General features: G+C 66.0%; 25 protein-coding genes. 18 read left to right on the forward strand and 7 right to left on the reverse strand.

What is annotated here, in order from left to right; genetic code table 11:
* Positions 1-64 precede the first annotated feature (64 nt).
* Complete coding sequence (locus BMZ43_RS06400) at positions 65-1,420, forward strand: substrate-binding domain-containing protein (protein WP_093251209.1); 1,356 nt, start codon at positions 65-67, stop codon at positions 1,418-1,420.
* A gap of 244 nt (positions 1,421-1,664) precedes the next feature.
* Here the strand turns inward: BMZ43_RS06400 and BMZ43_RS06405 are convergent, their stop codons facing one another.
* Positions 1,665-2,144: a DUF192 domain-containing protein gene (locus tag BMZ43_RS06405; RefSeq protein ID WP_017640551.1), complete on the reverse strand. Its 480-nt coding sequence runs from the start codon at positions 2,142-2,144 to the stop codon at positions 1,665-1,667.
* A 64-nt stretch (positions 2,145-2,208) separates the two neighbouring features.
* Here BMZ43_RS06405 and BMZ43_RS06410 point away from each other — a divergent pair, with 64 nt between their 5' ends.
* Both BMZ43_RS06410 and BMZ43_RS06415 read left to right on the forward strand, forming a co-directional pair.
* The gene (locus BMZ43_RS06410) at positions 2,209-3,417 is read left to right on the forward strand and encodes an MFS transporter (protein ID WP_093251211.1); all 1,209 of its coding nucleotides are present in this window, start codon (positions 2,209-2,211) and stop codon (positions 3,415-3,417) included.
* Positions 3,414-4,622 (forward strand): MFS transporter, encoded by a 1,209-nt coding sequence (locus BMZ43_RS06415; protein WP_017640549.1) that lies wholly within the window; start codon positions 3,414-3,416, stop codon positions 4,620-4,622. Before BMZ43_RS06410 ends, BMZ43_RS06415 begins: the two co-directional genes overlap by 4 nt.
* A 66-nt stretch (positions 4,623-4,688) precedes the next feature.
* Here BMZ43_RS06415 and BMZ43_RS06420 read toward each other — a convergent pair whose 3' ends face one another.
* Complete coding sequence (locus BMZ43_RS06420; RefSeq protein ID WP_017640548.1) at positions 4,689-4,883, reverse strand: hypothetical protein; 195 nt, start codon at positions 4,881-4,883, stop codon at positions 4,689-4,691.
* 253 nt (positions 4,884-5,136) lie between these two features.
* On the opposite strand from BMZ43_RS06420, the gene BMZ43_RS06425 reads away from it, so the two are divergent.
* The 3 genes from BMZ43_RS06425 (at position 5,137) to mqo (ending at position 9,334) form a co-directional block, all read left to right on the forward strand.
* Positions 5,137-5,553, forward strand: coding sequence for a response regulator (locus BMZ43_RS06425; RefSeq protein ID WP_017640547.1), 417 nt, complete (start codon positions 5,137-5,139; stop codon positions 5,551-5,553).
* 239 nt (positions 5,554-5,792) lie between these two features.
* Positions 5,793-7,382, forward strand: a complete 1,590-nt coding sequence (locus BMZ43_RS06430; protein ID WP_017640546.1) for an ABC-F family ATPase — start codon at positions 5,793-5,795, stop codon at positions 7,380-7,382.
* 455 nt (positions 7,383-7,837) lie between these two features.
* On the forward strand, positions 7,838-9,334 hold the full coding sequence (gene mqo / locus BMZ43_RS06435; protein ID WP_093251214.1) for a malate dehydrogenase (quinone): 1,497 nt from the start codon (positions 7,838-7,840) through the stop codon (positions 9,332-9,334).
* Between the two features lie 120 nt (positions 9,335-9,454).
* Here mqo and BMZ43_RS06440 read toward each other — a convergent pair whose 3' ends face one another.
* The 3 genes from BMZ43_RS06440 to BMZ43_RS06450 form a co-directional block, all read right to left on the reverse strand.
* Positions 9,455-11,251, reverse strand: coding sequence for a gamma-glutamyltransferase family protein (locus BMZ43_RS06440; RefSeq protein ID WP_093251218.1), 1,797 nt, complete (start codon positions 11,249-11,251; stop codon positions 9,455-9,457).
* A gap of 75 nt (positions 11,252-11,326) precedes the next feature.
* Entirely contained in the window at positions 11,327-11,827 is a 501-nt protein-coding gene (locus BMZ43_RS06445) for a DUF1294 domain-containing protein (RefSeq protein WP_093251223.1), read from the reverse strand.
* On the reverse strand, positions 11,824-12,660 hold the full coding sequence (locus tag BMZ43_RS06450) for an undecaprenyl-diphosphate phosphatase (RefSeq protein ID WP_017640542.1): 837 nt from the start codon (positions 12,658-12,660) through the stop codon (positions 11,824-11,826). The genes BMZ43_RS06445 and BMZ43_RS06450 overlap by 4 nt, the downstream gene beginning before the upstream one ends.
* A 266-nt stretch (positions 12,661-12,926) precedes the next feature.
* Between BMZ43_RS06450 and pnuC the strand changes: the two genes are divergently transcribed.
* From pnuC to BMZ43_RS06475, 5 genes are all read left to right on the forward strand, one after another.
* Positions 12,927-13,490: a nicotinamide riboside transporter PnuC gene (gene pnuC / locus BMZ43_RS06455; protein WP_026083781.1), complete on the forward strand. Its 564-nt coding sequence runs from the start codon at positions 12,927-12,929 to the stop codon at positions 13,488-13,490.
* The gene (locus BMZ43_RS06460) at positions 13,487-14,014 is read left to right on the forward strand and encodes an AAA family ATPase (protein ID WP_093251226.1); all 528 of its coding nucleotides are present in this window, start codon (positions 13,487-13,489) and stop codon (positions 14,012-14,014) included. Before pnuC ends, BMZ43_RS06460 begins: the two co-directional genes overlap by 4 nt.
* Before the next feature lie 37 nt (positions 14,015-14,051).
* Positions 14,052-14,606 carry a Smr/MutS family protein gene (locus BMZ43_RS06465; RefSeq protein WP_017640539.1) on the forward strand — a complete coding sequence of 185 codons (555 nt, stop codon included), beginning with the start codon at positions 14,052-14,054 and terminating at the stop codon, positions 14,604-14,606.
* A 63-nt stretch (positions 14,607-14,669) separates the two neighbouring features.
* Positions 14,670-15,218 carry a GTP cyclohydrolase I FolE gene (gene folE, locus BMZ43_RS06470; RefSeq protein ID WP_017640538.1) on the forward strand — a complete coding sequence of 183 codons (549 nt, stop codon included), beginning with the start codon at positions 14,670-14,672 and terminating at the stop codon, positions 15,216-15,218.
* A 64-nt stretch (positions 15,219-15,282) separates the two neighbouring features.
* Positions 15,283-15,588: a putative quinol monooxygenase gene (locus BMZ43_RS06475; protein WP_093251231.1), complete on the forward strand. Its 306-nt coding sequence runs from the start codon at positions 15,283-15,285 to the stop codon at positions 15,586-15,588.
* Positions 15,589-16,131: 543 nt separating this feature from the next.
* On the opposite strand, the gene BMZ43_RS06480 is transcribed toward BMZ43_RS06475, so the two are convergent.
* On the reverse strand, positions 16,132-16,680 hold the full coding sequence (locus tag BMZ43_RS06480) for an adenine phosphoribosyltransferase (RefSeq protein ID WP_017640536.1): 549 nt from the start codon (positions 16,678-16,680) through the stop codon (positions 16,132-16,134).
* A gap of 208 nt (positions 16,681-16,888) precedes the next feature.
* On the opposite strand from BMZ43_RS06480, the gene BMZ43_RS06485 reads away from it, so the two are divergent.
* The 6 genes from BMZ43_RS06485 to rbsD are packed head-to-tail and all read left to right on the forward strand — an operon-like array spanning position 16,889 to position 22,709.
* Positions 16,889-17,845 (forward strand): sugar ABC transporter substrate-binding protein, encoded by a 957-nt coding sequence (locus BMZ43_RS06485; protein ID WP_064308650.1) that lies wholly within the window; start codon positions 16,889-16,891, stop codon positions 17,843-17,845.
* Between the two features lie 15 nt (positions 17,846-17,860).
* Entirely contained in the window at positions 17,861-19,417 is a 1,557-nt protein-coding gene (locus tag BMZ43_RS06490) for a sugar ABC transporter ATP-binding protein (protein ID WP_093251237.1), read from the forward strand.
* Entirely contained in the window at positions 19,414-20,391 is a 978-nt protein-coding gene (locus BMZ43_RS06495) for an ABC transporter permease (RefSeq protein WP_093251242.1), read from the forward strand. Before BMZ43_RS06490 ends, BMZ43_RS06495 begins: the two co-directional genes overlap by 4 nt.
* Positions 20,391-21,410, forward strand: a complete 1,020-nt coding sequence (locus BMZ43_RS06500; protein ID WP_093251247.1) for a LacI family DNA-binding transcriptional regulator — start codon at positions 20,391-20,393, stop codon at positions 21,408-21,410. Before BMZ43_RS06495 ends, BMZ43_RS06500 begins: the two co-directional genes overlap by 1 nt.
* Complete coding sequence (gene rbsK, locus BMZ43_RS06505; protein ID WP_064308647.1) at positions 21,400-22,308, forward strand: ribokinase; 909 nt, start codon at positions 21,400-21,402, stop codon at positions 22,306-22,308. The genes BMZ43_RS06500 and rbsK overlap by 11 nt, the downstream gene beginning before the upstream one ends.
* On the forward strand, positions 22,305-22,709 hold the full coding sequence (gene rbsD / locus BMZ43_RS06510) for a D-ribose pyranase (protein ID WP_093251252.1): 405 nt from the start codon (positions 22,305-22,307) through the stop codon (positions 22,707-22,709). Before rbsK ends, rbsD begins: the two co-directional genes overlap by 4 nt.
* Here the strand turns inward: rbsD and BMZ43_RS06515 are convergent.
* Complete coding sequence (locus tag BMZ43_RS06515; protein WP_093251257.1) at positions 22,706-25,570, reverse strand: bifunctional diguanylate cyclase/phosphodiesterase; 2,865 nt, start codon at positions 25,568-25,570, stop codon at positions 22,706-22,708. The two genes, rbsD and BMZ43_RS06515, sit on opposite strands and share 4 nt — an antisense overlap.
* A 351-nt stretch (positions 25,571-25,921) precedes the next feature.
* On the opposite strand from BMZ43_RS06515, the gene BMZ43_RS06520 reads away from it, so the two are divergent.
* Positions 25,922-26,434 carry a ferritin-like domain-containing protein gene (locus BMZ43_RS06520; RefSeq protein ID WP_017640528.1) on the forward strand — a complete coding sequence of 171 codons (513 nt, stop codon included), beginning with the start codon at positions 25,922-25,924 and terminating at the stop codon, positions 26,432-26,434.

Below are 26,434 nucleotides of genomic sequence, written 5' to 3' on the forward strand. Positions count from 1 at the left end.
GTCACATCGGCGTCATGTGGCCTGCCTAAGGTGGCGGCCTCGTCTCAGGCTCGAGGCCTATTCCATGAACGGCTCTGCCCCGGTATTCCGCCGCGCCTTCCTGCGGCGAGCGGTGCTCGCGACCTTGCTGCCCCTGCTGCCTTCGCCCCTTCTGGCCGGCGAACCCACCACTGTCATTCTGCGCCTGCAAGGCTCCAACACGATCAACGCGAACCTGGGCCCGCGCCTGGTCGCGGCCCTGCTCGCCGAGCGCGGCTATCGGGATCCACAGGTGATACCTGCCACCGTGATGGACGAATGGCAGCTGGTGGCCCGGGCGCCGAATGGCAGTGCCGTGGCCATACAGATCGCCGCCCATGGCTCCAGCACCGGCTTCAACGCCCTGGCCGCGGGCACCACGGATCTCGCCGCGGCCTCCCGGCCCATCAAGGACAATGAAGTCAGCGCCCTGGCCAATCTGGGTGACATGGGCAGCAAGGACGCGGAGTACGTGATCGGGCTGGATGGCCTGGCGATCATTGTGCATCCCGCCAATCCCCTGCGAGAGCTCGATCTCCAGCAATTGGCGCAGGTCTTCGCCGGCGATGTCACCGATTGGCAGCAACTGGGCGGCCCGTCCGGGCCGATCCGGATCTATGCGCGGGATGATCGATCGGGCACCTACGACACCTTTCGCGAACTGGTGCTGAATCCTGCCGGCAAACGCCTGAGTGCGGCTGCCAAGCGCTTCGAGTCCAATGAAGAATTGGCGCAGCAGGTGGCCGCCGATCCTGGGGGCATCGGCTTCACCAGCCTGGCGGCTGCCGCCAAGGCGCCAAAGCTCGCCCTGCGCGACGGTGAAGGCCGCGCCATAGCCCCCAGCGAAGCCAGCATCGCCACCGAGGACTATCCACTCGCCCGGCGACTCTTCTTCTATGGCTCGCCCGCCCAGCGCTCGGACTGGGCGCGCAGTCTGCTGGAGTTCAGCCAGACCCCTGCCGGCCAGGCGGTGGTGCAACAAAGCGGCTTCGTCGCCCAGCGCATCGAACCCCTGACCATCAGCGATACCCGTGGCATGCCACCCGCCTATCTGGAGCTGGCTCGCCGCGCCCAGCGCCTTACGGTGAATTTCCGCTTCACCGCCGGCAGCGCGCGCCTGGATAACAAGGCACTGCGCGATGTCGAGCGCCTGGCCGCCTTCATGCGCCGGCCGGAAAACGCCCATCGGCAGCTGATCCTGGTGGGCTTCAACGACGCCACCGAGGATCCGGCACGGGCAGCGCTGCTGGCCCGTCTGCGCGCCACCGCGGTCGCCACGGCGCTGCGCCACCAGCAAGCCTTCGCTGGTGAGCTGCTCTCCCTTGGCGACCAACTGCCTGTCGCAGGGCTGTCAGCCAACGGCCGGGTAAAGAATCGGCGGGTCGAGGCCTGGATTCAATAGGGACCGGTCGGGCCTTTCCAGGAAGCGACCTGGGGCAACACGGGGACGTATCCCTCCCTGTTGCCCAGGTTCGTGCCAGGCACCCCAGGAGCCACTATCGATAGCGACAGGCATCCCAATCAAGACTTAAAGTACTTTCTCAACATACCTCTATAATCAAAATCAAAAATCATATTCAAGTTCTTGATTTTAAAAGTATTTATCTATCGACTTTCTGCTATTTCAGGTGTGAGGAAAAGCGGGACTATCGGGAGGCAGGTGCCACCTTCTCCAACCCTTGCAGACGCTCGCCCGCGCGAATCCCCCGCGTCGAAAACCAGCCAGCCCGGGTTTCCAAGGCATAGCGCGCCGGGGCCCGGGAGCAGTGGCGGGTATCGGTCAGCGGCTGCATTTCGACGGTATTGAGGACTTTGCCGCCGGCATCGATGAAGGCGGCGGCTAGCGCGCTGGGGGTATCGCGCATCCAAAGGCAGCGTTCGTCATCCCCGGCAAAGACGAACAGCATGCCTTCGTGGGCTGCCAATGGCGGTCGCCCCATGAGTCCCTGGGCCCGTTGGGCTGGAGTCGTTGCCACTTCTACAGCGAGGCGCTGGTCGCCGATCCGCAGCTCGATGCGCTCTGCCGCCCAGATGGGCATAGCCGCCAGTGCGGCCAGCAGCAGGCCGCTCCGACCAGGGCCCAGCGCCCGTTTCGCTCCGTCTCGACCCTGGATAAAAAATGTCATTGCATGTGACCTTTGCCAGGCGAAAGCAATCTATCCCACATTGTCAGACAACCTCTCGAGTCCGATGTCGACCGCCAGCCTACCGCCTGCACCCTCACCCGCTCTGGCCACCCGCATTACCCTGGGCACGGTGCTCTTTACCTTTATCGCCTACCTTACCATCGGCATCCCCCTGGCCGTGCTGCCGGGCTTCGTGCACGACCAGCTGGGCTTCAACTCCATCATCGCCGGCCTGGTGATCAGCAGTCAGTACCTGGCGACCCTGTTCTCGCGCTCCCATGCCGGACGCATCATCGACACCGTGGGCGCCAAGCAGTCGGTGCTCTATGGCATGCTCGGCTGCGGTCTCAGCGGCGTGCTGATGCTGGCCTCGGTACTCTTACAAGCCTGGCCCTGGGTCAGCCTTGGTGCTCTGTTGCTCGGCCGACTGGTGCTGGGCTGCGCCGAAAGCCTCTCGGGTACTGGCGCCATCTCCTGGGCAATCGGCCGGGTCGGCCCGGCTAACACCGCCAAGGTGATCTCCTGGAACGGCGTCGCCAGCTACGGTGCCCTGGCCATAGGCGCCCCCCTGGGCGTGGTGCTGGTGGACAGCCTGGGACTGTGGAGCTTGGGCGCCAGCATCATCGGTCTGGCGGCGCTGGGCTATCGGATCGCCAAGCCGCGCCCGCCCATCGTTCCGGTGCGCGGCGAACGCCTGCCCTTCACCACGGTGCTGGGCCGGGTATTGCCCTTCGGCCTGGGCCTGGCGCTGGGTGGCATCGGCTTCGGCACCCTGGCGACCTTCATCACTCTCTATTACGCCAGTCAGGGCTGGAGTGGCGCGGCCCTGTGCCTGACGGTGTTCGGCTGTTTCTTCATCGGTGTACGCCTGGTCTGCGCCAACGCCATCAATCGCCACGGCGGCTTTCGCGTCGCCATCGTCAGCCTGGCGGTGGAAGCCGTGGGCCTGACCATCCTCTGGCTGGCCCCCAGCATAACCACCGCCCTGGTGGGCGCCGCCCTCACCGGAATCGGCTTCTCGCTGGTGTTTCCGGCGCTGGCCGTGGAAGCGGTGCAGCGGGTTCCGGCCTCGAACCGCGGTGCCGCCCTGGCCGGCTATTCGGTGTTCATCGACCTTTCGCTGGCGGTGACAGGGCCTCTCATCGGCGCCGTGGCCACCCATTTCGGCTATGCCGCCAGCTTTCTCTGCGCGGCCCTGGCCGCGCTGGCAGGCTTGGCCCTCAGCGTTCGCCTCCTCTGCCGTTTCGACGAGTCCTCGCGAGAACAGCCATGACCACGACCGCCCCGCCTGCCGCCTCCCTCGCCATCACGCTGCGCATCGTTTCGATCGTCGTCTTCAGCTTTCTGCTGTTCCTGGCGATCGGCCTGCCACTGGCGATCCTGCCGGGCTACGTGCACGACGATCTCGGCTATGGATCGGTCATCGCCGGACTGGCGATCAGTATCCAGTACCTCGCCACCCTCTTCACCCGCCCCCTCGCCGGTAAGCTGGCCGACAGCATCGGCGCCAAGCGTGGAGTGATCTACGGCCTGTTCGGCTGCGTCGCCTGCGGCGTGTTGACCCTGCTGGCCACCTCGCTGCAGAGCGTGCCGGGTCTCAGCCTGGGCCTGCTGATCGTCGGCCGGGTCATCCTCGGCATGTCCCAGGCCATGATCGGTACCGGTTGCCTGAGTTGGGGCATGGGCAGCGTCGGCATGCAGCACGTGAGCAAGGTGATCTCCTGGAACGGCATCGCCGCCTATGGCGCCCTGGCTCTGGGCGCGCCCCTGGGCGTGGCCATGGTAGCGGGCCTAGGGCTCTGGAGCCTCGGCGTGGCCATCGCCCTGCTCGGTGCCCTGGGTCTGGCCCTGGCCTGGAACAAGGAGCCGGCGCCGGTGATTCCAGGCGAGCGGCTGCCCTTTCACAAGGTATTCTGGCGCATCAGCCCCTTCGGCCTCTGCCTGTTGCTCAGCTCCATCGGCTTCGGCGCTATCGCCACCTTCGTCACGCTCTACTACGCGAGCAACGGCTGGCCCAACGCGGCCTTCTGCCTGACCGCCTTCGGTGCGGCCTTCATCTGCGCGCGGCTGCTGTTCGCCGGCACCATCAACACGCTGGGCGGCTTCCGCGTCGCCCTGGCCTGTTTCAGCGTGGAGACCCTAGGGTTGCTGCTGCTTTGGCTGGCGGTCACCCCACAGATGGCGTTGGTGGGCGCGGCCATGGCGGGTTTCGGACTCTCGCTGGTCTATCCGGCCTTGGGCGTGGAGGCCATCGTCAAGGTACCGCCAACCAATCGCAGCGCGGCGCTGGGCGCCTACTCGCTATGCCTGGATCTGGCGCTGGGGATCACCGGCCCTCTCGCCGGCGCCATCGCCAACGGCTTCGGCTTCAGCGCCATCTTCCTCTTTGCCGGTCTCATGGCCCTGGCGGGCCTGGGTCTGAGTGCTTTGCTCTATCATCGAGCGCTGCGCGAGAGCAAAGACCCGATCAAGACCTGAATGGCCGCATTGGTCGAGGGCGAAGCCCTGGATCGGGAGCGCCCAGGCTGCTGCCCCCTGTGATCTCTACAATGGGCCGGGATCCGGAATCGGTGCGGGCGGCTTGGCCGGTTCGGTGAGGTTCTCGACCACCTCGTCAGGGATCTCGGTATCGATCTCTTCATCGGCCATGTCGGAGTCGTTGAGGGGTGCCTGATCGCCGCCCAGCCAGAGGGCCAGCGGAGCGGTGGTGTCGGGCGCGGGAGAAAGAGAAAGGATCATGCCGTGGCTCCTGTGCCGTTCGGTCTCAAGCTTTAGTTGGTCGACGACGCCAGATGTTTCACCCTGGTGCCTACCGCACGTCGCCCCATTCGCCAGTGGCGTCAGTGCCTTGCCAGAGCCTTCGGGCAGAGACGCCGTCCCGGTTGGCAAGTCCACACCCTGAGTAATCGCCAGTCTTTTCGGGCCATTGGCCAGCAGCCTGGCCTGCGCCTGACTAGACTCCAGGGATCCTCCCATGCCGGATTGCCTGCCTATGGATACCCCGACCCGCTCTGCCAGCCCCGCGAATCTGCTCGCGGTCGTTTCGGAAGATGAGCTGCTGCTGCAAGCCCTGGTACGCGAGGTGCTCAAGCAGGAAGGCTTCCATGTGGAAACCTTTGGCACCGCCGACGCCGCCCTGCAATTTCTGGAGCTGCACTGGCAGCAGGTGAACGTCGTGGTGTCGAACGTGCGGATGCCCGGCGTGATCGATGGCGTGCAACTGGCCAAGATCGTCAGCGAGCGTTGGCCCGCGGTGCCCTTCGTCTTGATGTCCGGCTACGCCGGCTTGAGAAATGACATCCCGTCCGGGGTGCCCTTCCTGCACAAGCCGTGGACGCTGGATCAACTGACCGAAGCCGTCTGGAAGGTGGTACCCCGGCCAGACTTCCCCGGCCCCGCCGCCAGTTAGTCCAGCGACAGCCAGCCGCCGCCTGCCCCGTACAAACCACCTCGCAGCTATGCCACAATAGCGGCATGTCGGGCGCCGCCCGCCTTTACCGCAGCCCAGCCAGGCCGCCGCGCAATGTCGCTGCCCATCGACCCTGCCCGCTGGAGCTCTGCCCATCCGACCGGAACGCCCTGTCCAAGCCGCTTGCCGGCCCGGACAGCGGTCGAGCTCCGGTCTGAAACCCCTTACAGGTAACCCCTTTGATCTCCACCGCTAACATCACCATGCAGTTTGGCGCCAAGCCGCTGTTCGAGAACGTGTCCGTCAAATTCGGCAACGGCCATCGCTACGGCCTGATCGGCGCCAACGGCTGCGGCAAGTCCACCTTCATGAAGATTCTCGGGGGCGATCTCGAACCCACCGGCGGCCAGGTGATGCTCGAACCCAACGTACGCCTGGGCAAGCTGCGCCAGGATCAGTTCGCCTACGAAGACTGCACGGTCATCGATACCGTGATCATGGGCCACGCCGAACTGGCCAAGGTCAAGGCCGAGCGCGACCGCATCTACGCCCTGCCGGAAATGAGCGAAGACGACGGCATGGCCGTGGCTGAGCTTGAGGTGCAGTTCGCCGAGTACGACGGCTACACCGCGGAAGCGCGGGCGGGCGAGTTGCTGCTCGGCCTGGGCATCCCCCAGGACCAGCACTTCGGCCCCATGAGCGCCGTCGCCCCCGGCTGGAAGCTGCGGGTGCTGCTGGCCCAGGCGTTGTTCTCCGATCCGGAACTGCTGCTGCTCGACGAACCGACCAACCACCTGGACATCAATACCATCCGCTGGCTGGAAGGCATCCTGGTCGCGCGCAACAGCACCATGATCATCATCTCCCACGATCGCCACTTCCTGAACAGCGTCTGCACCCACATGGCCGACCTGGATTACGGCGAACTGCGCCTGTTCCCCGGCAACTACGACGAGTACATGACCGCCGCCACCCAGGCCCGCGAGCGCCTGCTGTCGGACAACGCCAAGAAGAAGGCCCAGATCGCCGAACTGCAGCAGTTCGTCAGCCGCTTCTCGGCCAACGCCTCCAAGGCCAAGCAGGCCACCAGCCGGGCGCGCCAGATCGACAAGATCCAGCTGGACGAGGTCAAGCCGTCCAGCCGCGTCAGTCCGTTCATCCGCTTCGAGCAGTACAAGAAGCTGCACCGCCAGGCGGTGACCCTGGAAAACGTCACCCAGGGCTTCGACGGCACCCCGCTGTTCAAGCGCCTGGGCCTGCAGATCGAAGCCGGCGAGCGGGTCGCCATCATCGGCCCCAACGGCATCGGCAAGACCACCCTGCTGCGCACCCTGGTGGGCGAGATGGCGCCACAGAGTGGCGAGGTGAAGTGGACCGACAGCGCCGACGTCGGCTATTTCGCCCAGGACCACGCCGAGGACTTCGCCGACGACGTCACCCTGTTCGACTGGATGGGTCAATGGACCCAGGGCGGCGAGCAGATGGTCCGCGGCACCCTGGGTCGCATGCTGTTCTCCAGCGACGACATCCAGAAGTCGGTCAAGGTCATCTCCGGTGGCGAGCAGGGTCGCATGCTGTTCGGCAAGCTGATCCTGAAGAAGCCCAACGTGCTGGTGATGGACGAACCCACCAACCACCTGGACATGGAATCCATCGAGGCGCTGAACCTGGCACTGGAAAATTATCCGGGCACCCTGATCTTCGTCAGCCACGACCGTGAATTCGTCTCCTCCCTGGCCACCCGCATCCTCGACATGAGCGAGACCGGCGTGGTGGATTTCAGCGGCAGCTACGACGACTACCTGCGCAGCCAGGGCATCAACGGCTGACCCCAGGGTTCGTGTAGTGGGTCGCGCAACCCACTACACGAACAAAATAGATGGTGCCCTAAGCAGTTACCCTAGGTATCATTTCGCACCGAAACGGGTACTCGACCAGGATCGCCGCGATCATCACCTATCGTTTGCGCCGGGAGACCAGGGGTCTCCTGCCACGTCTCGTAACACGTAGCGCCCCCTTCCGGCACGCTCGACGGGTTCCCTTTCGCATACTGATCTCCCCGCCTGGCATCGGCCTCTGCCGATCCGCCAGAACGGTCGGCCCCAACCTAATAAATCAGAACATTGCCGGACGGCCGCTGTCGCAACTGACTGCCATGCCCTACCGGTTGCTCGCCCCTGCCTGTCCGTCCGTGGTCAGTCCGGGGTTGCCCAACTCGAGGTCGGGCTCCGACGCCCGCTCTCCCTCAGGTGTAAAGCGAGACACTGTCTCAGGAGTACGATGAATGCACAGTGGTAACGAAGAGTCGGATTTCGTTTTCGTCGGCGCGGGAATCATGAGTGCGACCCTGGCGGTCATGCTCAAGGAGCTGGAGCCCACGAGTACCGTCGAGGTACTCGAACTGCTCGACGTAGGCGCGGCGGAGAGTTCCAACCCCTGGAACAACGCCGGAACCGGCCATGCGGCCCTCTGCGAGTTGAACTACACGCCGGAAAAGGCGGACGGCAGCATCGACGTCACCAAGGCCCTCAGCATCAACGGCATGTTCGAGGCCTCCAGGCAGTTCTGGTCCTACCTGGTCGAGGAAGGCCACTTCGGTTCGCCGCGCGCCTTCATCAGCCCCGTGCCGCACATGTCCTTCGTGCATGGCGCCAAGGACATCGCCTTCCTGCGCAAACGCTATGAAGCCCTCAAGGACCACGCCTCCTTCGACGGCATGGAGTATTCCGAGGACCACGCCAAGCTGCGCGAGTGGATGCCCCTGGTGATGGAAGGCCGCCCAGCTACCGAAGCCGTGGCGGCGACCCATGTGGCCGGTGGCACCGACGTCAACTTCGGCGCCCTGACCATGAGCCTGCTGGGTCACCTGCAGACCCGTCCCGGCACCCAGGTGCGCTACAACCAGAAGGTGGTGGATCTGACCCGCGAAGCGGATCAACGCTGGCGCCTGACCATCGAGGACAGCCGCTCCGGTGCTACGCGCACGCTGATCGCCAAGTTCGTCTTCCTCGGTGCCGGTGGCGCGGCCCTGCCGCTGCTGCAGAAGTCCGGCATCCCCGAGGGCGCCGGGTACGGCGGCTTCCCGGTGAGCGGCCAGTGGCTGCGCTGCGACGACCCACACATCGTCGAACGGCACCAGGCCAAGGTCTACGGCCTGGCCGGCGTCAACTCGCCGCCGATGTCGGTGCCGCACCTGGACACCCGCGTGGTGGATGGCAAGAAGTCGCTGCTGTTCGGCCCCTTCGCCGGCTTCACCACCAAGTTCCTCAAGCGCGGTTCCTTCCTCGACCTGCCCAAGTCGATCAAGTCCGGCAACATCGGCCCCATGCTCGCCGTGGCGCGGGACAACATGCCGCTGACCCGCTACCTGGTCGGCCAGGTGCTGCAGTCCTTCGACCAGCGCGTCGAGGAACTGCGCGCCTTCTACCCGGCCGTGCGCAAGCAGGACTGGCGCCTGGAAGTGGCCGGCCAGCGGGTGCAGATCATCAAGAAGGACCCGCAGAAAGGCGGCATCCTGCAGTTCGGCACCGAGATCGTCGCTTCCGGTGACGGCACCATCGCCGCCCTGCTGGGCGCCTCCCCAGGTGCTTCCACCTCGGTGTCCATCATGCTGACCCTGGTCGAGCGCTGCTTCCCGAGCCGCTACCAGAGCGAAGAGTGGCAGGCCAAGTTGCGCAAGATGTTCCCCTCCTTCGGTCACAAGCTGGCCGAAGAGCCGGAGCTGCTGCGGGAAGTACGGGAGCGCACCACCCGCGTGCTGCAACTCGACCAGCCGGCGTGACACTACCTGGATGGCCCACTGGCGGGCCATCCCTGCTCCTGACGTCCCCACCCCAGCAAAACCGCCCCCTCTCCCTCTGGGAGAGGGTTGGGGTGAGGGCTGTCGCCCTTCGACGCCTACTTAATCCCCCAGCGCCGCGCCCTCCCGTCTTGGGTCCGCGCCCCCCTGCCAGCCTGATCCCATCCGGCGAATGACCTGGATGCCACTGGTCATCTCGTCTTCGCGCACCTGATGCCCACGCTGCTCCAGCGCCTGGCGCAAGGCCGGGGTGGTCTGGCCGCGTTCCAGCTCGGTGGGACCGTTGCGGCTGCCGAAATTCGGCAGCCCCGCGGCCGCCTGGGGATCCAGTTGCCAATCCAGCAAGCCCACCAGGGTCTTGACCACATAGCCGGCGATCTGCGAGCCACCCGGCGAGCCCAGGGCGGCCAGCAGCTCACCACTGTGGCGATCGAACACCAGGGTCGGCGACATGGTCGAGCGCGGACGCTTGCCCGGCTCCACCCGGTTGGCCACCGGCAGGCCCTTCTCCCGCGGTACGAAGGAAAAGTCCGTCAGCTGATTGTTGAGCATGAAGCCCTTCACCATCAGATGGGAGCCGAAGTAGCTCTCCACCGTGGTGGTCATGGACAGGGCGCCGCCCCAGGCATCCGCGGCTACCACCTGGGAGGTGGAGAGGCGCAGCGGCGAGCGGTCCGGCGCCCAGGCCAGGGTCGGTCCGGGCGGCACCCCGGGGGCGGCCTTGCCGAGGCTGCGCTCACCGACCTGCTGCGCACGACTGGCCAGATAGGCGGGATCGAGCAGCCCCTTGACGTTGACCGGCACCAGCTCCGGATCCGCCACGTACTGGGCGCGATCGGCATAGGCCAGGCGCTCGGCTTCGGCGATCAGATGCACGGCTTCGGCACGCGGCTCCTGGGCCGCCGGCAAGGTGGTCGGTACCGGTCGCAGGGGCGCCAGCGCCCAGGCCGGATCCCGCGCCTGCAGGGCCTGGAGGATGCCCAGGGTCTGGGCCACGGTGATGCCGCCGGCGGGCGGCGGCATGCCGCAGACACGCCAGCGCTGGTAGTCGGTGCACAGTGGCGTGCGCGTCTTGGCACGATAGCCGGCGAGATCCTGGAGGTTCAGGCTGCCGGGATTGGGGCTCTGCTGTACGGCCGAGGCGATGGCCTTGGCCAGGTCGCCGCCATAGAGCGCCCCGGCACCTTCCCGGGCGATCAGCGCCAGGGTGTCGGCCAATTCAAGGTTGCGCAGCCGGGTGCCCACCGGCTTCACCTGACCCTGCCCATCCAGATACAGCGCGGCCATACCGGGCGACTGCTTGAGGAAGGGATCGTGCACAAGCTGGTTATGCAGCCGCGGCGACAATGGGAAACCCTCGCGGGCCAGGCGGATGGCCGGCTCGAACAACACCCGCCAGGCCAGCTTGCCGTGGTCGCGATGCGCCAGTTCCAGCGCGCGCAACACCCCGGGCACCCCGACCGAGCGCCCGCCGATGCGGGCCTCCTCGAAGGCCATGGGGCTGCCATCCGCACGCAGGAAGAGCTGTTCCGTAGCACCTGCCGGGGCGGTTTCGCGACCGTCGTAGGCCTGAACCTTGCGACCGTCCCAGTAGAGCAGGAAGGCACCGCCGCCGATTCCCGAGGATTGCGGCTCGACCAGGGTCAGGACCGCCTGCATGGCGATGGCGGCATCGATGGCCGAGCCACCCTGCCGCAGGATCTCCCGTCCGGCCTCGGCTGCCAGGGGATTGGCCGCCGCCGCCATCTGCCGGGTGGCTTCGCTGGCCGTCAGTCCGGGCCGATAGCCGGAGCCGGCCTCGGGGGCGACGGGCAAGGAGGTCTCGCGGCTGTGGCTACAGGCCGCCAGGGTCAGGGACAGGAACAGGGGCGTGAGGATCGACAGAGGGGTTCGCAACATGGGGCTCCTGGGCAACGGGCGGCATTCGCCCGCCTAGCCTAGCCCATCACCTGCAGCCATGCCGCCTGCCTGACCTCAGAACGGCAGGTGACGGTGCAGCATGCCGCCGCAGAGCACATCCAGCCACAGCAGCTGATGCAGGGCGACGATGGCGAAGAACATCAGCCGAAAGCTCAGCTTGACCGTCTTGTGGCGGAAGCGCTGCTGGGCGATCAGGGCACCCGGCCAGCCACCGAGCAGCTCGCCCAGGTGCAGGACCCGCTCCGGCACGCGCCAGCCCTTGTCGCGGGCGCGCTGCTTGTCGTGCTTGTAGAGCAGGTAGGTGGCCACGCTGGCCAGCAGGTAGAGCGGCAGTGGCCAGAGCACCCCACGGCCGAAGGCCAGGGACAGCATGCCCACCAGCGGCAGGATGAAGACGGCGATCTGCAGCAGCGCAAGCATGTCCTGCCGGGCGATGGCCGCGCGTTGCTCATAGGGCGTCAGCGCCTCCGCCCGCTTGCTGGTCTTGGGGGGCGCTTTCTGCCCAGACGCACGAGCCGGCTGGCGCCGGCTCTGCTGTTCCTTCTCGGGCTTCACCCGGCCGCCTTGGCCGCGTTCCAGTCGATCCAGCCGAATTGCCAGGTGGCCAGGATCAACAGTCCGAAGACGATACGGTACCAGCCGAACACCTCGTAGCTGTGGTTGCCGATGAACTTCAGCAAGGCCTTGACCGCCAGCATGGCGAAGATGAAGGAGGTGATGAAGCCGACCCCGAACACCAGCACATCGCTGGCAGTGAACAGATGACGGTACTTGTACACCGAGTAGACGGTCGCGCCGACCATGGTTGGCATGGCCAGGAAGAAGGAGAACTCGGTGGCCGCCTTGCGCGACAGACCGAACAGCAGGCCGCCGATGATGGTGGAACCGGAGCGCGAGGTGCCCGGAATCATCGCCAGGCACTGGGCGCAGCCCACCTTGAGGGCGTCATGCCAGCGCATGTCGTCCACCTCTTCCACGCGGATGCGATGGGTACGCTTTTCCGCCCAGATCATGATCACGCCGCCGATCACCAGGGCGAAGGCCACGGTGATGGGGTTGAACAGGTATTCGTGGATCAGGTCACCGAGGATCACGCCCAGCACCGCAGCGGGCAGAAAGGCGACGATCAGGTTGCCGGTGAACCGTTGCGCATAGGACTTGCGCGGCAGATCGGTGACGATCTCGAAGACCTTGAAGCGGTATTCCCAGACCACGGCCAGGATGGCCGCCAGCTGGATGATGATATTGAAGGCGATGGCCCTTTCCCCGCCGAAGCCGATCAGATCGGCGACGACGATCTGGTGGCCGGTACTGGAAATGGGCAGGAACTCGGTGATGCCCTCGACGATCCCCAGAATCAGCGCCTGCAAGGCACTCCATAGGTCCATGGTATTACTCCATCCAAGTGAAACATTTGCAGGTAGCCGGGTCCGAAGACGCCGGCGGCAACGGGGTTCGAACCGTGACGCTCCGCAGGGCGTGGCCCTTCGCGGTACCCAGGACAGCTCATGCTGTGGTGGTCGCCCGGCACCTTACCAGAGCGAGACCGGTTGAAGAGACCGATAGACGGCCATTAGGTGCCGTACAATGACGAATCGAATCTTTCCGGATGTGAAGCATGTCGTTTCTGGAGTCGCTCACCACCCTGCTGGGCATGTCGCCCGTGGAGCTGCTGGCCGCCGTTCTCGGGGTGATCGCCGTCTGGCTGACGGTGCGCCAGAACATCTGGGCCTGGCCCATCGGCCTGGTGATGGTGGTGCTCTACGCCTGGATCTTCCTGGAGGTGAAGCTCTATTCCGACATGTTGCTGCAGTGCATCTATGCGGTGCTGCAGCTCTATGGTTGGTGGCAATGGCTGCGGGGCGGCCAGCAACACCAGGGTCGGGTGGTCAGCTCGCTCACCACCCGACCGCTGCTGGCCGGTCTGGCCGTTGGCGCCCTGGGTAGCCTGGTCCTGGGCTACCTCATGGGCACCCACACCGATGCCGCCCTGCCCTGGCTGGATGCCGCGCTCACCGGTTTCAGCCTGGTCGCCCAGTTCTGGATGGCGCAGAAGCGCCTGCAGTGCTGGGTACTGTGGTTCGTGCTGGACGTCATCTATGTGGGCCTCTTCTATTACAAGGGCCTCTACCCCACCGCCATCCTCTATGCGGTCTTTGTCGGTCTGGCCGCCTACGGCTGGCTCGACTGGCGCCGAGCCCTGGCGACCGCACGATGAAAGTGGTGGTGCTGACCGGCCCCGAATCGAGTGGCAAATCGTGGCTGACGACGTTTCTCGCCGAGCGCTTCGGCGGGGCCCGGGTGGATGAGTACGTCCGCGAATACTGCGAGCGGCACGGCACCGATACCTGCCTGGCGGACGTGGATGTCATCGCCCGCGAGCAATTGCACCGCGAGGACCGGGCACGCGCGAGCGCACCGGCGCTCCTGCTGCTCGACACCCACCTGCTGAGCAACCTGCTGTGGAGTCGATTGCTGTTCGGCGCCGCGCCCGACTGGCTGGAGCCGGCCCTGCTGGCGCGCCGCTATGACCTGCACCTGCTGCTCGATCCTCGCGACGTCGCCTGGCAGGACGACGGTCAGCGCTGCCAACCGGAGCTCGCCGAGCGCTTGGCGTTCTTCGCGCAGTGCCGGGACTGGCTGCAGGCCCATGGCCAGCCGGTGCTGGAAATCGCCGGCGACTGGCCCGAGCGGCAAAGGGCCGCGCTGGCTGCGGTGAGCCGATTGCTGCACGACGCCTGACCCGCCGGTAGAATGACGCCCTGTACCGGAGAACGCCATGCACGACGACGATGCCTCTTTCGCCGACTTCACCCGCGGGATCCGTCCGCTCAAGCAGGATCGCGCCGACACCGGCAAGTCGCGCGCCGACCTGGGCCAGATCGCCCAGCGCCGCGCGGATGCGACCAAGACCACGACCGCTACCCGGGTCGACGGCCTGAGCGATGCCTTCGTCATCGACGTGGGCGCCGAGGACGAACTCTACTGGGGCCGCGATGGCGTCCAGGACACCCAGTTACGTCGCCTCAAGGGCGGCCAGATTCCCTTCGAGGGCAGCCTGGACCTGCACGGCATGACCGTGGAAAGGGCCCGGGAAACCCTCTGGGACTTTCTCGCCGAGGCCACTCGCCTGGAAATCCGCTGTGTGCGCATCACCCATGGCAAGGCCGCGCGCCTGGATGGGCGCCGACCGCTGATCAAGAGCCACGTCAATACCTGGTTGCGCCAGCATCCGCAGGTACTGGGCTTCACCTCCTGCCTGCCCCGCCACGGTGGGACCGGCTCGCTTTATGTCTTGCTCAAGCGCACCATGCTCGAAGGTCGCGACGAGTGATCCTGTGACTCGGGTGACGTCTCATCCGAGCGCCCACTTCCTTATCGACAAACAGGAACCCAAATGTCTCTCGAACAGCACTACTCCTCGATCCTGACCGGACTCGGCGAAGACATCAGCCGTGAGGGGCTGGTGGACACGCCCAAGCGCGCGGCCAAGGCCATGCAGTACCTCTGCCGCGGCTACAGCCAGACGCTGGAAGAAGTGGTGGGCGACGCCCTCTTCACCTCGGACAACAGCGAGATGGTGCTGGTCAAGAACATCGAGCTGTATTCCCTGTGCGAGCACCACATGCTGCCCTTCATCGGCAAGGCCCATGTCGCCTACATGCCCAAGGGCAAGGTGCTGGGCCTGTCCAAGGTGGCGCGGGTGGTCGACATGTTCGCCCGCCGCCTGCAGATCCAGGAAAACATGACCCGGCAGATCGCCGAGGCCATCGAGCAGGTCACCGGCGCCGCCGGGGTCGCGGTGGTCATCGAGGCGCAGCACATGTGCATGATGATGCGCGGCGTGGAAAAGCAGAATTCCTCCATGGTCACCTCGGTGATGCTTGGCCAATTCCGCGCCAACGACGCCACCCGTGCGGAATTCCTTGGCCTGATCAATCGCTGAGACCGGTACGACGTCCGCTATCCTTAAGAGTCGAAACCTCGACCCTTAAGGAGACCTGCATACCATGGCGGACGTCCACAGCCTCACTCTGTTCCGAGCTCAACCCGAACGCTCCCAGGCGCTGGGTGCCCACCTGCTGGATCTGGCTGCGGTGGCGGTCAAGGACGAGGGCTGCCTGGACTATCGGGTATTCCAGGGCAGCGAGGACGGCGATCTCTGGGTGGTTCAGGCCCGCTGGACCTCGATCGCCGCCCAGGACGGACACTTCAACCAGCCGCACACCCTCGCCTTTCTGGACGAGCTGCCCAAGTTGGCGGACGAAGTGGATCTGTATCCGCTGGAGCCGAGAAAGCCGACGGCTGAGCTTTGATCAGAGGCTGCCAGGATTGCGATAAATCGTAGGTTGGGCTGAGACGGCCCTATCGTCGAAGCCCAACAGCGCCGGTGCCGGGGCAACATCCGTTGGGCTTCGCTGCGCTCAACCCAACCTACGGTGCCCGTGGCAGGACCGTAGGTTGGGCTGAGACGGCTCCATCGTCGAAGCCCAACAGGGCCAGCTGAGTCAAACCCTATTGGGCCTCGCTGCGCTCAATCCAACCTACGGTACCCATAGCAGGACCGTAGGTTGGGCTGAGACGGCTCCATCGTCGAAGCCCAACAAGACTGGCGCCGAGGCAAGAGCTGTTGGGCTTCGCTGTGCTCAACCCAACCTACGATTCGAGCAACCCGTTACGGCCATGGCGGTCCGCCGAGGCGACCGCTCCGGCATCGCAAGGTGTTGCCCTTCGCGTACGGACACAATGGAAGGTGCCAGCAGGACGTTGAGGTACGACGGCGTTATCGCGGCCATGGGCCGCTCCTACCGTCGTGCGCTACCCGTAGGAGCGGTCCATGGCCGCGATCAATTGCAAACTCAATACTCGGACAGCGCGAAGCTCGTCAGGGCGAAGGTGGGGATGCCGGCCGCTTCCAGGCGCTTGGAGCCGCCCAGTTCGGGCAGGTCGACGATGGCGGCAGCTTCGTGGACCTCGGCGCCCAGGCGGCGGATCAGGTTGCCGGCGGCGACCAGGGTACCGCCGGTGGCGATGAGATCATCGACCAGCAGCACCGAATCACCGGCGCCGACGCTGTCCTTGTGTACCTCGATCACCGAGTCGCCGTATTCGGTGCTGTAGACCTCGGTCAGCAGCTCAGCCGGCAGTTTGCCCTGCTTGCGGAACAGCACCAGTGGCTTGCCCAGCTCATAAGCCAGGATCGGACCGATGAGGAACCCGCGCGCATCCAGCGCCCCGACGTGGGTGAAGGACGCCGAGCGATAGCGCTCCAGCAATTCCGCCATGACGGCGCGCAGGCCTTCGGGCGACTGGAACAGCGGCGTGATGTCCCGAAAGATCACCCCCGGCTTGGGAAAATCGGGCACGGCGCGGATGAGGGATTTCAGGGCGGATTCGGAAAAGGACATGGCAGAGACTCTCGGGCGCCGGGCGCCTGGTTGAATACGATTGCCCAGTATACCGGGGCCCGCCCGGCCGGGGCCAACCAGCCGTCCCTGGAAGCTGAATCGATTCATGTAGTGACCTGGATTGACAGCTACCAAGGCGACGGACATCCTTTGCTACACGCAAACGTTTGCGTGACCACAAGAACCATAAGAATTCGGAGATCCTCCTATGCTGGCCTTTCGCCCTGCCCGCCTGCTGGCGGCTATCGCTCTCGCCTCCGCTTCGCTGATCCTGCCGCTCACCGCCAGTCATGCCACGGCCGCCGAAAAGCCCAAGGTCGCGCTGGTCATGAAGTCCCTGGCCAACGAATTCTTCCTGACCATGGAAGACGGCGCCAAGACCTACCAGAAAGAGCATTCCGCCGACTTCGACCTGATCTCCAACGGGATCAAGGACGAGACCGATACCTCCAGCCAGATCCGCATCGTCGAGCAGATGATCGTGTCCAAGGTCGACGCCCTGGTCATCGCCCCGGCCGACTCCAAGGCACTGGTTCCGGTGCTGAAGAAGGCCAGCGACGCCGGCATCAAGGTGGTCAACATCGACAATCGCCTGGACCCGGATGTGCTCAAGTCCAAGTCCCTGGACATCCCCTTCGTCGGCCCCGACAACCGCAAGGGCGCCCGCCTGGTGGGCGAGTACCTCGCCAAACAGCTCAAGCAGGGTGACCAGGTCGGCATCATCGAGGGCGTCTCCACCACCACCAACGCCCAGCAGCGCACCGCGGGCTTCAAGGACGCCATGGAAGCGGCCGGCATGAAGATCGTCGGCGTGCAATCCGGCAACTGGGAAATCGACAAGGGCAATGCCGTCGCCGCGGCCATGCTCAACGAGTACCCCGACCTCAAGGCCCTGCTGGCCGGCAATGACAGCATGGCGCTGGGCGCCGTCTCCGCCGTGCGTGCCGCGGGCAAGAAAGGCCAGGTGCAGGTGGTCGGCTACGACAACATCAAGGCCATCAAGCCGATGCTCAAGGACGGTCGCATCCTCGCCACCGCCGACCAGTACGCCGCCAAGCAGGCCGTGTTCGGGATCGAAGCCGCGCTCAAGCTGGTCAAGGGCGAGCCCACCGGTGCCAAGGACGGGGTGATCGAGACGCCGGTCGAACTCGTCACCCAGCCCTGATCCGAGGAGAGCCCCATGTCGTCCGAGGTCATCCTCAGCGCCCGTGACATCGGCAAGACCTATGCACAGCCGGTACTCGGCGGCGTGGACCTGGAGTTGCGCGCCGGCCAGGTGCTGGCGCTCACCGGGGAAAACGGCGCCGGTAAAAGCACCCTGTCCAAGATCCTCTGTGGCCTGGTGCACCCCACCACCGGCGAACTGAGCTTTCTCGGCCGACCCTATGCCCCGGGCAGCCGCCGCGAGGCGGAGGCCCAGGGGGTGCGAATGGTCATGCAGGAACTCAATCTGCTGCCCACCCTCACTGTGGCGGAAAATCTCTTTCTCGACCGCCTGCCCCGCCGCCTGGGCTGGATCGACCGACGCCAGTTACGCGAACAGGCGCGGCTGGCCATGGCCCAGGTCGGCCTGGAGTCCATCGATCCGGATACACCCATCGCCGAGCTGGGCGTGGGTCATCAGCAGATGGTGGAGATCGCCCGCAACCTGATCGGCGACTGCCGAGTGCTGATCCTCGACGAGCCCACCGCCATGCTCACCTCCCGCGAGGTGGACCTGCTGTTCGAGCAGATCGAGCGCCTGCGTGCCCGCGGCGTGGCGCTGGTCTACATCTCCCATCGCCTGGAAGAACTCAAGCGCATCGCCCAGCAACTGGTGGTCTTGCGCGATGGCCGCCTGGTGGCCGATGCGCCCATGGCGCACTACGACATCGACCAGATCGTCAGCCTCATGGTAGGTCGCGATCTCGGCGAGCACCTGGACATGGGCGAGCGCCGCTTTGGACCACCCTTGCTGGAAGTCCAGGGCCTGACTCGCGCCGACAAGGTCCAGGACGTCTCCTTCAGCGTCCGCGCCGGCGAGATCTATGGCATCTCCGGGCTCATCGGTGCCGGTCGCACCGAGTTGCTGCGGCTGATCTTCGGTGCCGACCGTGCCGATTCCGGCGCGGTGCGCCTGGCCGGCAAGCCGGTCGACCTGGGGTCACCGGCCAAGGTGGTACGTCAGGGCATCGCCCTGATCACCGAGGATCGCAAGGGCGAAGGCCTGCTGCTCAGCCAGCCGATCAGCGCCAACCTGGCCCTGGGCAACATGGCCAAGGTCGCCCAGCAGGGCCTGGTCAGCGGTACACGCGAAGCGGCCCTGGCAGAGCGCCATATCAAGGGCATGCGCATCCGCTGTAACGGTGGCAGCCAGCCGGTGGGCGAACTCTCCGGTGGCAACCAGCAAAAGGTGGTCATCGGGCGCTGGCTCGAACGCGATTGCCAGGTGCTGCTGTTCGACGAACCCACGCGCGGCATCGACGTCGGCGCCAAGTTCGAGATCTATGGCCTGCTGGCCGAACTCACGCGCCAGGGCAAGGCCTTGGTGGTGGTCTCCAGCGACCTGCGCGAGCTGATGCTGATCTGCGATCGCATCGGCGTGATCTCCGCCGGCCGCCTGGAAGCCACCTTCGAACGTCATGACTGGGACCAGGAGCGGCTGCTGGCCGCCGCCTTCGCCGGCTATCGCTCCCGCGAAGCCCTGCTGGAAGAACCCGTCCCGCCGCAAACCCTTTCTCAGGAAGCCATTCGATGAGCAGTCTTCCCGTCACCTCCGCCCGACGTACCTTCGGCCTCGGCCTGGGCACCTACGTCGGCCTGGCCGCCGCCCTGCTGGCGATGATCGTGCTGTTTTCCCTGCTGAGCAGCCACTTTCTCTCCTACGCCACCTTCACCACCCTGGCCAACCAGATCCCCGATCTGATGGTGCTCGCGACCGGGATGACCTTCATCCTGATCATCGGCGGCATCGACCTCTCGGTGGGTTCGGTGGTCGCCCTGGCCGCCGCCGTGGTCAGCGTCGCCACCCTGGAATGGGGTTGGGGCATCCTGCCAGCCGCCGCCCTGGGCATGCTGGCCGCGGCCCTGACCGGCACCCTCACTGGCAGCGTCACCGTGGCCTGGCGCATCCCCTCTTTCATCGTCTCCCTGGGCGTGCTGGAGATGGCACGCGGCGCCGCTTACCAGCTGACCGATTCGCGCACCGCCTATATCGGCGATGCCTACGCCTGGCTGTCGACGCCCTTCGCCTTCGGCATCTCGCCCTCCTTCGTCATCGCCCTGCTGGTGATCGTGGTCGCGCAGCTGCTGCTGACCCGCTCGGTGCTCGGGCGCTACCTGATCGCCATCGGCACCAACGAGGAAGCGGTGCGCCTGGCCGGGATCAATCCCAAGCCCTACAAGGTCATCGTCTTCGCCCTCATGGGTCTGCTGGCAGGCCTGGCCGCGCTGTTCCAGATCTCCCGCCTGGAAGCCGCCGACCCCAACGCCGGCGTTGGCCTGGAACTGCAGGTGATCGCCGCCGTGGTGATCGGCGGGACCAGCCTCATGGGCGGGCGCGGCTCGGTGATCAGCACCTTCTTCGGCGTGCTGATCATCTCGGTGCTGGCCGCGGGCCTGGCCCAGATCGGCGCCAGCGAGCCGACCAAGCGCATCATCACCGGCGCGGTCATCGTGGTCGCCGTGATCCTCGACACCTACCGCAGCCAGCGCGCCAAGAGCAAGGGCTGATGGCGACCATCAAGGATGTCGCCGCCCGTGCCGGCATCTCCTACACCACGGTCTCCCATGTGGTGAACAACAGCCGCCCGGTCAGTCCGGGCGTGCGGGAAAAGGTCGAGGCGGCCATCGCCGAACTGGGCTACGTACCCAGTGGCGTGGCCCGCTCCCTGCGCAGCCATGCCACCGGCACCTTTGGCGTGCTGGTGCCCAATGCGGTCAACCCCTACTTCGCCGAACTGGCCCGCGGCATCGAAGATCACTGCGAACGCCAGGGCTACAGCGTCATCCTCTGCAATTCCGATGACGATGCCGACAAGCAGCTGCGCTATCTGCGGGTGCTCAAGGAGCGGCGGATCGATGGCCTGGTGGTCGCCACCGTGGACGGCGATCCGCGCTTCGCCCGGGCCCTGGCCAGCCTACGCATCCCGCTGGTGCTGGCCGACCGACCGCTGGAGGGCGTCCAGGCCGCGCATATCCGCATCGATCACCACCAGGGCGGTCTGCTCGCCACCCGCCACCTGCTGGACCTCGGCCATCGCCGGATCGCCTGCATCGGCGGCCCGGCCGATTCCCCGGTCGCCAGCGAGCGGATCACCGGCTACCAGGAGGCCCTGGCGCAAGCCGGCGTCGCGCCTGGCGCCATCCAGCGCTGCCCCTTCACCGCCGCGGCCGGTCATGCCGCCGCCCGCGCGTTGCTGGCCCAGCCAGAGCGCCCGACCGCGATCTTCGCCGGCAACGACACCATCGCCCTGGGCGTGCTGCGCGCCGCCGCCGAGCAGGGTCTGAGCGTCCCCGCCCAGCTCTCGGTGGTAGGGTTCGACGACATCGAGCTCAGCCGCTATCTCTACCCGGCCCTCACCACCATCGGCCAGTCGATCCGCGATCTCGGCGAGCGCGCCGCCCAGCTGCTGCTGGCGCGCCGCGAGACGGTCGGCAGCCCTTCCACCCACGACATCGCCGTACCCCGGCTGGTGCTGCGCGAATCCACCGCGGCGCCCCCTGCTCTGGAGACCTCCCATGCACCCTGACGTCGTCGTCATTGGCAGCCTCAACATGGACCTGGTGGTGCGCGCCCCGCGCTTGCCCAAGGGCGGCGAGACCCTCGCCGGCCATACCTTCACCACCGCACCGGGCGGCAAGGGCGCCAACCAGGCCGTGGCGGCCGCGCGCCTGGGCGCCCGGGTCGCCATGATCGGCTGCGTCGGCGCCGATCCCTACGGCGACTTCCTGACCCGCAGCCTGGTGCAGGAAGGCATCGATTGCCGGGGCGTCTCGGTGGCGCCCGAGGTGCCCACCGGCATCGCCTCCATCCTGGTGGATGACCAGGGCCAGAACGCCATCGTCATCGTCGCCGGTGGCAACGGCGAATTGTCCGCCGCGCAGCTGCAGGCCCAGGAGACTCTGCTGGACCAGGCCAAGCTGGTGATCGCCCAGCTGGAAGTCCCCCTGGCCACCGTAGGCGACGCTCTCGCCCGCGCCCATGCCCTGGGCAAGACGGTGATCCTCAACCCCGCGCCCGCCACCGGCCCGCTGCCGGCCGAGTGGTACGCCCATATCGACTACCTGGTGCCCAACGAAAGCGAAGCCAGCCTGCTGACCGGGCTGCCGGTGGAGACCCTGGAGCAGGCCGAGGTCGCTGCGCGTCAGCTGGTCACCGCCGGTGCCCGCCAGGTGCTGCTGACCCTGGGCAGTCAGGGTCTGCTGCAGGTCACCGCAGACAGCTGTCGTCACCATCCGGCCACTGCGGTCAAGGCGGTGGACACCACCGCCGCTGGCGATACCTTCCTTGGCGGCTTCGCCGCCGGTCTGGCGGAGGGGTTGAGCGTGGAGGCGGCCATCGCCCTCGGCCAGCAGGCCGCCGCCATCGCCGTTACCCGCCCCGGCGCCCAACCGTCCATTCCCACCCGCCAGGAGCTCGCCCGGTGAAGAAAACCGCTCTGCTCAACATCGCCCTGTCCCAGGCCGTGGCCAGTCTCGGCCATGGCGATCTGGTGGTCATCGGTGACGCCGGCATGCCGGTGCCGCCGGGTACGCCGCTGGTCGATCTGGCCGTCACTCCGGGCGTACCGGATTTCCTCAGTGTGCTGCAGGCGCTGCTCAGCGAGATGCAGGTGGAAAGCCATCTGCTCGCCGAGGAAACCCTGAAGGTCCAGCCGCCGGCGCTGGCCGAACTGGAACGCCTGACCGCGAGCGGTGCCCTGGGCAGCCGCCGCCTGGTCTCCCACGAAGAACTAAAGACCCTGTGTCGCCAGGCACGGGTGCAGATCCGCACCGGCGAATGCCAGCCCTATACCAACCTGATCCTGGTGGCCGGCGTCGCCTTCTAGTCAGCGCAGCTGGCCAGCAGGCGCCGGGTCGCCAGCAGATCCAGCGGACGGGCGAAGAGATAGCCCTGGGCATGGCGCGCGCCCATGTTCTTGAGCAGTTGCAGCGCCTGGGCGTCCTCGACGCCCTCGGCGACCACGTCCAGGCCCAGGGACTCGGCCATGCGCACGATGGCGCGGACGATGGCGACACTGCGTGCGCTGTCGGCGAGGCGCAGCACAAAGGACTTGTCGATCTTGAGGCCGCGAAAGCGATACTCATGGACATAGCCGAGCGACGAAAAGCCCGCGCCGAAATCATCCAGCACCACCGATACGCCCTGTAGATCCAGCGCCTCCATGGCGGCCTTGGCGCGCTCGGGTTCAGCGACCAGCGCCCCTTCGGTCAACTCCAGGCAGATCCGCGACGGCGCCACGCCGTGCGTGGCCAGGATGTTCAGTACCTCGTCGGCGAATTCCGGCCGCACGATGCTGTAGCTGGAGCAGTTGACGTGGACCACCGGCCAGTGGGCATGGGCCGGCTCGGCCAGGATGGCGGCGATCCGCGTCAGCATGTAGGTATCCAGCCGACCGATCAGCCGCAGGCCTTCCAGTTCGGGTAGAAAGGCGCCGGGCGCCAGCACGCTGCCGTCCGGCTGCCGCCAGCGGATCAACGCCTCCAGCGCCGCCACGCGGCCAGTCGTGACCTCGATGATCGGCTGGAAGAAGGGTTCCAGTTCGTCGCCGTTCTTCAGCGCCTTGCGCAACGCGCCCTCGCGCACCACCTGGTCGGACACCACCTGGCGCAACTCCTGGTTGAACACGGCAAAGTTGTCGCGCCCGCCCTGTTTGACCCGGTACATGGCGGTGTCCGCATCGCGCAGCAGATCGTCCGGCTGGCGATGCAGACTCGCATCGGCCACCACGATGCCGATGCTGCAGGAGGCGAACAAGCTGTGGTCGTCGATCACCAGTGGCCGGTCGAAGGCCTCGATGATCCGCTGGGCGATGGCCACCGGCGATTCCAGCCCACCACCGGGCACCAGGATGGCGAATTCGTCACCGCCCAGCCGCGCCAGCAGATCGGTTTCCCGCAGGCAACTGGACAGCCGCTGCCCGGCGGCGACCAGCAGCAGGTCGCCGAAGGGGTGGCCGAATTGGTCGTTGATGCGCTTGAACCTGTCCAGATCGAGAAACATCACCGCCAGGCCGGTGCCATCGCGCTCCAACGCCGCCCAGAGGTCGGCCAGGCGTTGCTGGAAGAAGCTGCGGTTGGGCAGCCGGGTCAGGGCATCGTGGTTGTTCTCGTACAGCAGTCTGGCATTGGCCTCGTCCAGCGCCCGGGTCCGTTCCTGTACCCGCACTTCCAGGGCATGGCGGGACTGCTGAATCGCCTCGGCGGCGCTGCGCCGTGACAGCGCGGTGTCGATATGGCGCGACACAAACGTCAACAACTCCTGATCGCGCCGGCTGTAGTAGACGTCTTCGCGATAGCTCTGTACCGCCAGGACCCCCCGGACGTGCTTGCCATCGTAGAGCGGGATGCCCAGCCAGGACCAGGCCTCGACAGTACCCGGCACCGGGGTGATTTCACCCTGGGCGACCAGTAGACGGGCCTTCTGACGATCGATTAGACAGGGCCGCCGCTGGCGGATGGTGTATTCCGTGTAACCACGACTGCCACGCCGGGCAACCGGTGCCGTGGCGCGGCGCTCGTCGGCGAAATAGGGAAAGCTAACCTCACCCGACGCATCGTCGTAGAGTGCGATGTAGAAATTGTGCGCATAGAGCAGCTCACCCACGACCCGGTGGAGGCCGCCCAGCAACTCGGTCATGTCGGTGCTGGCGCTGGACAGCTCGGCGATGCGGAACAGCGCCGCCTGCAGTTGCTCGGCGCGCTCGCGCTCGGCGATCTGTTCGCGCAGCCGGGCGTTGACTTCGGACAGCTCCTGGGTGCGCTGCCCCACGGTGGCCTCCATGTCTTCGCGCCGCAGGATGCGATCCAGCGCCATGGCCACGTCGCGGGCGATCACCTGGAACAGCGCCTGATCCTCAGGGCCGTAGCGGCGTTCGCGGTCGTAGACCTGCAGGCTGAGCACGCCAAAGGTCCGATCGGCGCCATCCTTGAGCGGAATGCCCATCCAGAACTCCGGAACCGAGCCCTGGCAATAGTAGGGGCCGTTGGTCTGGGCCGCCTCCATGGCCTCCTTGGGTAGTAGCAAGGGCTCGCCATGCAGGAGCACATAGGCGGTCAAGCTCGGTTGCGCCCGATCCAGTGGCTCGAAGGAGCCCGGTTCAGGCGGACTCTCGTCGCGCTGGTCGAAATAATAGGGATAGTGGATCTGGTCAGCGTCCGGATCGAGCAGCGCCAGACAGAGGTTTTCCGCGTCGATCAGGGTCACCAGCAGTTCATGGGTGCGCTGCATGAACAGCTGCCGATCCACCGTTGAGCTGGCCAGATAGGTGATGTCGTAGAGCACCTGCTGGATGGCCTGGGCCCTTTGCAACTGCAGGCGCTGCAGCACGAAGCCGAATCTCAGGGCCAAGGCGGCGAAATCGGTACGGTCGTCCGGACGGGCCAGCAGCCAGCCCAGGGGCGTCGGTCCATTGCCGGTGGGATGACAGCTGAGCGAGGCCTGGGCGCAGAGCTGCGCCAGCTCCTCATCGTCGAGCAACGCCGGCCAGGCACTGGCGCCACTACCGGTGGCCTTGCACGACCAGTTGCCGCGACGCTGGTACCAGGCCCAGTCCGCATCGGCCGCCGCCGCACAGAGTTGCGCGATGATCTGCTCCGCTTCCAGGCCCTGGGCATTCGGATCCGGCCAGCGTTCCTCCAGCGGCTTGGTCGAGCGTGCGCCAGACTGCTGTTCCTTGGGCCCCTTCATGCTGACTCCTTCCCTTGCATCCACCGGATCCTGACACAGATGTCTGCCTCTCCGGCAAGTACGGGGTGAACGGTTTTCCTAGGGGCGCGAACGGCAAAGATATTACTAAACCCAAGATTGACTGGGACAAGAGTTGTACAGCCGGAGGGTCGTTGTCCAACAACCAGCCCTGCCAGACGACCCTTTGCCGCTGGGCTTGTAGAACAAAATCCCTGGCCCTTTTCCATCGATCAGAAAGACCGCCGTCCTGCGAATCTCTCGCTAGCCGCCCCCCACTAATAAGCAGACAGAACGCAATCTGGCGGGGCCTTCCGGCCCGTTGTCGCCTCTCTCTACGAGCAGGAGTTTTCCATGACGGCTTCCAAGCAAGACAACCTGATCGACTGGCTGCGTGACGCCCATGCCATGGAAGAACAGGCCGAGAAAATGCTTTCCGCCCAGGCCGCGCGGCTGGAGCACTATCCGCAACTGCGCCAGCGCATCGAGCAGCACATCAAGGAAACCCAGGAGCAACGCCAGGTCCTCGAAGGCTGCCTGAGCCGCCTCGGCAGCAGCGCCTCGACGCTCAAGGACATGGGCGGCAAGTTGATGGCGCTGGGCCAGGCCATTGGTGGTGCGCCCATGAGCGACGAGGTCATCAAGGGCGCCATCGCCGGTTATGTCTTCGAGAACATCGAAATCGCCACCTACACCACGTTGATCGCCGCCGCTGCCGAGATCGGTGATACCGAAACGCAGCAAGCTTGCGAACGCATCCTCGAACAGGAGAAGGCCATGGCGGCCTGGTTGCTGGAAGACCTGCCCGTCACCACCAGAGCCTTCCTGGAACGCTCCGCCGATCCCGATCTGACCGCGAAGCGCTGA

The sequence above is a fragment of the Pseudomonas sp. Snoq117.2 genome (assembly GCF_900110545.1).
In the GTDB taxonomy this organism is placed as follows: Bacteria; Pseudomonadota; Gammaproteobacteria; order Pseudomonadales; family Pseudomonadaceae; genus Chryseomonas; species Chryseomonas benzopyrenica.